The following is a 6,130-nucleotide window of genomic DNA, read 5'->3' as shown; positions in this document are numbered from 1 at the left end:
TGGACGAGGCCAACGGCCACGGCTATCACTACGTGAACCACACCGAGTATGCCCGTATCGGCAAGGCGCACATCGTGCCGACCATCAACGCTCTGGACACCTATGTCGCCGAGCGCGCCGAGCTGGCTTCCAACCCCGATGCGAACTTCACTAAGTTCGTGACCAGCCGTACCGACAGCCCGTCTGCCAAGACCGACGTTCTGTTCGACGGCAAGGCCAACACCGGTCTGAGCTACAAGGACCCGGCCGCCATCACCGAGGGCACGTTCTTCGGTATCGAGAAGACCAACGCGTTCGACCTCGATCGCTTCACCATCACCTACGATGCGGAGCATCTCAACGACACCGTCCGCACCGGCAAGCTGCAGGTGCTGAAGGAGACCGAGAGCGGTCGCGCGTGGGTCGATGTTGACGGCAAGGCCATCAGCAACAACCGCGAGCGCGTGGTTGATTTCAAGGACCTGAACCAGAAGGACGTCTTCGGCGTCCGCCTGTACGCCACCGCCAACAACGAGGGCGCGTGCTGGCTCACCATCAACGAGGTCGAGATCAATAAGGTCGACGGCCCGGCTGCCGAGTCGGCCACCTTCTTCGGCACCGTTTCGCTGGAGAAGCAGGTTAGCGCCGACAATTCCAAGCCGCTCAGCAACGCCTCCGACGGTAAGGACAACACCGAGGCCTGGCTGACGCACGGCGTCGGTTCCCAGAAGGACGATGGCACCGAGCCGGGCGCTGCTGTGATCGTGACGTTCGACGGCGTGAAGTCCATCGACGCCATTGTTTTCAAGCAGGCGCTTTCGAACAACGGTGGCGACGCCATCGATAACGGCACCGCGTTCTATCAGACCGCCGACGGCACGTGGCACGAAGCCGGCGCCATCAACAACAAGACTTCCCAGACCATCAAGCTGGGCAAGACCGTTGAGGCTAAGGCCATCAAGGTCGTAAACAATGCGCGCAAGGACATCTGGTGGCGTGTTGCCGACCTGTATGCGACGGCCGGCGAGGAGGTCGCGGCTGCCAAGACCGTGACCACCAACCTGCCCACCTACCAGAACAACGTGATCGGCCGCGCCATCGACGGCGACGAGACCACGCAGTTCTGGAGCAGCCGCAACACCCAGCAGAACGACTGGGTCATGCTCACCCTTGGTGGCAAGGTGAAGATCGACACCGTGCGCGTCCTGCAGGACTCGGGTGCCGATAAGTTCACGTCCGCTTCGGTGTACTACACCACCGACGAGACCCCCAACGCTGCCTCCGGCAACTGGAAGAAGGCCTGCGACCTGAGCGGTTCCACCGACGAGGTCAAGAACTTCTCCACGGTCGAGGCCACCGCGGTCAAGCTCGTTTCCAACAGCAACACCGCCAGCTGGTTCAAGCTCTTCGAGTTCGAGGCCTACGAGCGCTACTCGTTCTCGACTGACAACATCTACAGCACCTTCAAGCTGCCGAACGCCAGCCTCAAGGCTCGCGTGACGGGCGAGGGCGCCAACACCACCGACGCAACGGTGACCCTGCCCAAGAACGGCGACGCCGTCGCCATCGACCTTGGCAGCATCCGTCGCGAGGTCAAGGCAACGGCCGGCAAGACCAACGCCGCCAACGCCACCCTCATGTATTCCATGAACGGCCTTGAGTGGAATGCCCTGGGCTCCGAGCCCGTCAACGCCCGCTATGTGGGCTACAAGGCTACGGCCGACAACGCTTCCGTGGCGTTCAACGGCTTCTCCGTTTCCTTCCTGGGCTCCCTGGCTCCGCAGCTGGTCTCCAGCGACGTGCCCGGTGCAGACGGCTTCGATGTCTCGAAGGTCTTCGATGGCAACATCGGCACCAATTCGACCATCGCCGGCATGCCCAAGGCCGGAAACAAGATCGTGTTCGACCTCGGTCAGAACCGCACGATCAACACCTTCGAGTACTTCATCCCCGAGACCAGCAAGGACTTCATCCGCAACGGCGTGATCGAGGTCGCGAGCGATCCCAAGGCCGCTGACGATCAGTGGACCAAGGTTCTCGACATCAACAGCGAGAACATCGTCGAGGATGAGTTCAACGAGGACACGGCCAAGCAGGCAACGTGGCTCAAGCACTCCTTCGAGGCTCCGGGCAACATGTTCGCCAAGGCCGAGGGGCTCAATGCCTCTGGTCGCTACCTGCGCATCCGCTTCACCGGCACCTACAGCCATCGCTGGATCTGCCTGGGCGAGCTGCGCATCAACGGCGGCGAGTACGTGTCCACGTACGCCGGCGGTGACTTCGAGAGCACCGTTGGCGAGCAGCGCGGTATGCTTCCGAGCAACATGCTCGATAAGAACCTCGAGAGCCAGTGGGCTCCCGCGGGCGACAAGGCCGGCGCTCTGACCTATCACGTCTCCACGCCGCTGAAGGCCGACGGTACCGCCTATGAGGGCATCCGCATCATCTCCCGCGGCAATCCCAGCCGCGCTACGGTGAAGGCCGTCCTCTATACCGACGGCACCTACTCCAAGACCCAGACCGTTACCCTGGGCGCCATCGAGCAGAACTCCCAGGAGTTCCGCTTCGGCAACCCCGTTGCGCCTGCCCGCGCTGCGGTGAACTTCACTGCCGTGAAGGACATCGTTGTCGAGTGGCCCGCCGCCACGACTCCGCAGATCTCCGAGATCTACCTGCTCGGCAAGGCTGCCGGCGCGAATTCCGACGCTATTTCCAAGCTGAAGACCGCGCTCGCCGAGGCCAAGAAGGCCGACACCGCCACCTGGACCGCTTCGAGCCGTGCCGCCCTCGAGAAGGCTATCTCCGCCGCCGAGGCCGCGCTTGCGAACGAGTCCACCCTCACGGCCGATACCGCCGCCTCCTTGAAGGCCGGTCTGGAGAACGCCGTGGCCAACAAGGTGGTCCGTTATGCCGATGCCGAGCTTTCCGAGCTCGTTGCCGGCGCCATCACCGATGGCTCCGCGTACACCAAGGGCACGTGGGATGCGTACAGCCAGGCGCTGTCCGCCGCCACGGAGGCCCTGAAGGACGCAGACAACCTCTCCGATGCTCAGGGTAAGGAGCTCGCTGCCAACCTTAAGGCTGCCCGCGAGGCCCTCGTCTTCGATGCCACCGCTGCCGACCGTGCGGCTCAGGCTGTCGAGGATGCCGAGCTCGTGTGGGGCAAGGGCACCTACACCAAGGCGTCCTACAAGGCCTACACCGACGCTCTCGCCGAGCTGAAGGCTCTCGTCCAGAAGGACGTCAAGGACCCGGCCCAGCTTACGCCCGCCATGGATAAGCTGTTCGCCGCTCGCGACGGCCTCGTCGACGTGACCGCCCTCCTGGCAGCCCGTGCGGAGTTCGAGAAGACCTCCGAGGGCGCTTACACGCCGGAGTCCTACAAGCCGTACAAGGATGCCTACCAGGCCTCCGAGCAGCTGCTTGAGGATGGCACCGCCGAGGCTATCGCCCAGGCGGTCGAGAAGCTCAACGAGTGCAAAGCCAACCTTGTTGCCGTCGACCTTGCCGGCGTTATCGCCGACGCCAAGAAGCTCAACAAGGACGATTACACCGCGGAGAGCTGGAAGGTCCTCGAGACCGCTATCGCGAACGCCGAGAAGCCGCACGACGCCTCCCAGAACGGCGCGCTCGCGCAGGCTATCGTCGACGCTCGTGCCGAGCTCGTGAACGTCGTCGCGCTGAAGGATGCGATCGCTCGCGCCGAGGCCATCGATACGAGCGTGTTCACGCCCGAGTCCGCTGCCGCTCTGAAGGACGCCGTTGCCACCGGCAAGGCGCTGCTCAAGAACGGCACCACCGCCGAGGTCGAGGCCGCTACCGCGGACATCCTCGCCAAGATCGACGGCCTGCAGCGTCCGTCCACCCCGGGCGACGGCAACGTCGACAAGCCGGGCGACACCAACAAGCCGGGCGGTACCAACAAGCCGGGTGCCAACAAGCCCGGTGCCAGCAAGCCTGGCTCCAGCATTCCGGCCACGGGCGATAACTCGCTCGTCATGGTCGGCGGCATCATCGTGGTAGCGGTCATCGTGATCGCTGCCGGCGTGGTGCTGGCCCGCAAGAACAAGCGCTAGTCTCGCGCGCGTTCGAAGGCATGGAAGCGGCCATCGGGTTCGTCCCGATGGCCGCTTTTTCATGTCGCGCAGCCATGGGGGCGGCGGCAGATGCCTGTAAGCACCCAATGGGTTTTTGTAAGACCAGGTGGTTGCACAGGGAAATGCGGGACGAATTTCACCTGATTTCGAACGTGCGGGGCGTCTGCGGAAAGACCGCATGCGGCCTTGCAGTAGAATCAACGTTCATTGGAGTCGCTATCGCCTGGATGCTCGCCGTTGTCGTGTTCAGAGCATCCGGTGGTATGGGAAAGTGAGGGCAGGGCCATGGCGGACGAAATGTGGACAATTAGCCGGTGCCTCGATTGGACGCGGGGATACCTCGAGAAGAAGGGCGACGAGCGTTCGCGTTACACGGCGGAGCTGCTCCTCACAGCGGTGACGGGGATGAGCCGTGTCGAGCTGTACATGAATTTCGATCGCCCCCTCGATCAAGATGAGCTGTCTCGCATGCATGATGCCGTGGTGCGTCGCGCGAAGGGCGAGCCGGTCCAGTACATAACGGGGTCCACGGGTTTTCGTATGATCGACGTTCTTTGCGAGCCCGGCGTGCTCATCCCGCGCCCCGAGACCGAGGTGCTTGTTGGGGAGGTTCTGGATTACCTGGACTCCCAGGTGCTCGGAGGGGCTTCGACGGCGGCGCGCAAGCGCGCCGCCCTGCCGTGGAACGGCGAGCTCGACGCTGCCTCCGACCTAGAGCGGGCGTTGGCCGAATCCGAAGCGGGCGCTGGGACGGCGGAAGCGGGAGACGCGGTCGCCGCGGACGGGACGTGCGAGGACGTTGCGACCGTCGGAGAGGGGGAGCGAGCCGCCGCGCCCCATGCCCGCGTGCTCGAGGTGGGCTGTGGAACCGGATGCATCTCGCTGTCGCTGATCCATGAGCGCGAAGGCGCGGTCGCATGCGTTGCAACCGATATCAATCCGCAGGCCGTTGCGCTCACCGAGCGTAACAGGCGGGCGTTGGCCGTACCGGAAGACGCGCTCTCGGTGCGCGAGGGCGATCTGGTGGCCCCGGTAGCGCCGGAGGAATACGGCACCTTCGATGTCCTCGTATCGAATCCGCCGTATATTCCGCATGACGTGATGGCCGAGCTTCCGCGCGAGGTCGTAGACTTCGAGCCCAGCCTGGCGCTCGAGGGAGGCGTGGACGGCCTCATGGTGTTCAGGCGCCTGCTCGCCGCCGCTCCCCGGATGCTGCGCCCCGGCGGCCTGTTTGCATGCGAGCTGTTCGAGGAGTCGCTCGATGAGGCGGCGGAGTTGTGCCGCGGCGCGGGCATGGATGATGTGCGCGTGGTCTTCGACCTGACGCGTCGTCCGCGCATCGTGGTGGCGCGCACCCCGCTGTAGCGCGCTTCATTACATGGAACCGTCACGAACGGAGCCCCTTACCGACTGGGGCTCCCCGCTTGTCTGGTTGGTATTTCATACGGGGGCAATTCGCGTTATGGCGTGCGAAAATGCTCCACATGGATTACAACCGTCCATTATGGCGTGCGCGGATGCGCGGTTACTCGTGACAAGGAAAAGGAGGAGACTGCCATGACGACTGTATATAGAGCGTATATCGAGCATGATGGACTCGATGCCGCATCTATGGACGGAGCGGCCCTGCAGCTGCGCGACGGCGGCCTCGTGCTCCTGCCCACCGAGACCGTGTACGGCATCGGCGTGTCCGTGGACGCATATCGGGACTGCTCGCCGATGCCGCCGCGCGAGGGGTCGGGCTATCGTAGGATCTTCAGCCTCAAGCAGCGCGAGCTTACGCAGACGGTTCCCTGGCTGGTAGGGGGCGCGGACGCCCTTGATCGGTATGGACGCAGGGTGCCCGGGCAGATTCGAGCGCTCGCCGATGCGTGCTGGCCGGGTGCCCTGACCGTCGTCGTGGAGGCTTCGGACGAGGTTCCCGAGTTCATGAAGGCTGCCGATGGCACGGTGGCGCTGCGTGCCTCCGCGTCTCCCGTTGTAGCTGCTCTTATCGAGCGGTGCGGGTCTCCGCTTGCGGTGACGAGCGCGAATACGCATGGCCTGCCGGCTCC

At 64.1% G+C, this 6,130-nt stretch carries 3 protein-coding genes; all 3 read left to right on the top strand.

Going from position 1 to position 6,130, the window contains the following annotated elements; translation table 11 throughout:
- On the top strand, positions 1-4,055 hold a 4,055-nt coding region (locus I2E26_RS08260), incomplete at its 5' end, for a discoidin domain-containing protein (RefSeq protein ID WP_195420350.1).
- 306 nt (positions 4,056-4,361) lie between these two features.
- The gene (locus I2E26_RS08255) at positions 4,362-5,441 is read left to right on the top strand and encodes a HemK/PrmC family methyltransferase (RefSeq protein WP_195420349.1); all 1,080 of its coding nucleotides are present in this window, start codon (positions 4,362-4,364) and stop codon (positions 5,439-5,441) included.
- 192 nt (positions 5,442-5,633) lie between these two features.
- Positions 5,634-6,130: L-threonylcarbamoyladenylate synthase (locus tag I2E26_RS08250; protein ID WP_195420348.1), on the top strand; the 497-nt coding region annotated here is incomplete at its 3' end.

Origin of the sequence: Collinsella sp. D33t1_170424_A12, from assembly GCF_015554865.1 — a bacterium.
Classification (GTDB): Bacteria; Actinomycetota; Coriobacteriia; order Coriobacteriales; family Coriobacteriaceae; genus Collinsella.
The sequence above is the reverse complement of the archived record's forward strand: the minus strand, read 5'-3'. Positions and strand labels throughout refer to the sequence as shown.